This window comes from Pseudokineococcus marinus, from assembly GCF_013004605.1.
GTDB classification, from domain to species: domain Bacteria; phylum Actinomycetota; class Actinomycetes; order Actinomycetales; family Quadrisphaeraceae; genus Pseudokineococcus; species Pseudokineococcus marinus.
Map to the genome: position 1 here is coordinate 1 of NZ_JABEMA010000411.1, position 2231 is coordinate 2231.

Annotated in this window: 2 protein-coding genes; both read right to left on the reverse strand. The window is 77.0% G+C overall.

Translation table 11 applies throughout. The features are described 5' to 3' along the window. Positions 1-268: 268 nt before the first annotated feature. On the reverse strand, positions 269-1549 hold the full coding sequence (gene eno / locus HLB09_RS16070; RefSeq protein WP_171204319.1) for a phosphopyruvate hydratase: 1281 nt from the start codon (positions 1547-1549) through the stop codon (positions 269-271). 135 nt (positions 1550-1684) lie between these two features. Then, the gene (locus tag HLB09_RS17940) at positions 1685-2179 is read right to left on the reverse strand and encodes a hypothetical protein (RefSeq protein WP_212771243.1); all 495 of its coding nucleotides are present in this window, start codon (positions 2177-2179) and stop codon (positions 1685-1687) included. Between the last annotated feature and the right edge of the window lie 52 nt (positions 2180-2231).

Consider the following 2231-nt stretch of genomic DNA (forward strand, 5'->3'; position numbering starts at 1 on the left):
GTCGTCGTCCGCGGGCCCGTGCGCCTCGGGCGAGGGAGCCCCGGCCCGCCCCGCCCGCGGCGCCAGCGGCCGCCGTGCGCCTGCCATGCGTGCCCTCCGCCCGTCGTGCTGCCCGTCGCCCGCCCGCGTCCGGGTCCTGCTGCTCCTGCTCGCGTGCGTGCGTCCGTCCGGGCTCCGGTCCCGTCCGGTGGTGCTCACCCTCCCCGCGGCGCGCGCCGCGGGGAGGGGCGCCCTCAGCCCCGCGCGGGGCCGAGGGCTGAGGAGGCGGTCAGCCCTTCCAGCGCGGGAAGGCGCCGCGGCCCGCGTAGCGCGCGGCCTCGTCGAGCTCCTCCTCGATGCGCAGGAGCTGGTTGTACTTGGCGACGCGCTCCGAGCGCGCCGGGGCGCCCGTCTTGATCTGCCCGCAGTCGGTGGCGACGGCGAGGTCGGCGATCGTCGTGTCCTCGGTCTCGCCCGAGCGGTGGCTCATCATCGCCCGGTAGCCGCTGCGGTGGGCGAGGGCCACGGCGTCGAGGGTCTCGGTGAGCGTGCCGATCTGGTTGACCTTGACGAGGAGCGCGTTGGCGGCGCCGCCGTCGATGCCCCGCTGGAGGCGCTCGGGGTTGGTGACGAAGAGGTCGTCGCCGACGAGCTGCACGCGCTGGCCGAGGGCCGCCGTCAGCGACGCCCAGCCCTCCCAGTCGTCCTCGTCGAGCGGGTCCTCGATCGAGACGAGCGGGTAGGCGTCGACGAGCTCGGTGTAGTACGCCGCCATCTGCTCGGCCGTGCGGTCCTGGCCCTCGAAGCGGTAGGTGCCGCCCTCGTGGAACTCGGTGGCCGCGACGTCCAGCGCCAGCGCGACGTCGGAGCCGAGCGTGAGCCCCGCCTTCTCGACGGCGGTGGCGATGAGGTCGAGCGCCTCGCGGTTGCTCGGCAGGTCGGGGGCGAAGCCGCCCTCGTCGCCGAGGCCCGTCGACAGGCCGCGCTGCTTCAGCACCGACTTCAGCGCGTGGTAGACCTCCGCGCCCCAGCGCAGCGACTCGCGGAAGGTCGGCGCGCCGATCGGCGCGATCATGAACTCCTGCACGTCGACGCCGGAGTCGGCGTGGGCGCCGCCGTTGACGATGTTCATCATCGGCACGGGCAGCACGTGCGCGTTGGGGCCGCCGACGTAGCGGAACAGCGGCAGCGACGCCGACTCGGCCGCGGCGCGCGCGACGGCGAGCGAGACGCCGAGGACGGCGTTGGCGCCGAGCGAGGACTTGTTGGGGGTGCCGTCGAGCTCGAGCATCGCCGCGTCGACGAGCCGCTGCTCGGACGCGTCGAGGCCCACGAGCTCGGGGCCGATGGTGTCGAGGACGGCGTCGACGGCGCCCTGGACGCCCTTGCCGCCGTAGCGGGCGTCGTCGCCGTCACGGCGCTCGGTCGCCTCGAAGGCGCCGGTGGACGCCCCCGACGGCACCGCCGCGCGGGCGAGGACGCCGTCGTCGAGGGCGACCTCCACCTCGACGGTGGGGTTGCCTCGGCTGTCGAGGATCTCGCGTGCTCCGACGGCCTCGATGCTGGCCACGACGTCTCCTGGGGGCTCGGTGGTCGATGTGGTCGGTGGTCGATGTGGTCGATGTGGTCGGTGGCGGCCGTCCGGCGGGGGCGACCCGCAGGGTCGGCGCCCGGGACGACCGCTGGCGACCCGTCACCGGGGAGCCTATCGGCGCCGCGGGGGCGCGCCGGGGACCTCGTCCGGCGTGGGCTCCGGAGCAGGACGGGAGCCGCGCCGGGGCGCGTAGCCGCCGTCCTCGAGCCCCGCGTGCCGCTCGAAGCGGCTGCGCCGCGGGTCGGCCCCGGTGAGCGCGGCCTCCAGGCCGTACAGCGCCGGCATGAGGAGCGGGCCGAGGACGGCCCACTGGTCGGCGTGGCGCGCCTCGTGGCGGCGCCGCTCCGGCCCGCCGAGGCCGCCGTGGAGCCAGACGCTGCCCACCGTCGTGCCGCCGCGGGCGTAGCCGCGGCGCATGCCGCCGCACTCGACGAAGAGGTCGCGCCCGACGACCGGGCGCCCACCGTGCGCGACGCCCCACGCGAGCGCCGCCGCGGTGGGCACGAGGTTGAGGTAGCCGCGCGCCAGCCACCAGGCGCGGGTGCGGCGGCGCCGCCGAGGGCGTCCGCCGGTGCCCCTGCCGATGACCGGGCCGGGAGCGCTCATGCCGGGCCGGCCGCCTCGGCGTCGCGGGCGCGCTGCTCGAGGCGACGCACCG

What these genes read in the sequence shown, in the direction of transcription:
- HLB09_RS17940 (WP_212771243.1), bottom strand. Translation starts at nt 2,179, where the DNA reads ATGAGCGCTCCCGGCCCGGTCATCGGCAGGGGCACCGGCGGACGCCCT.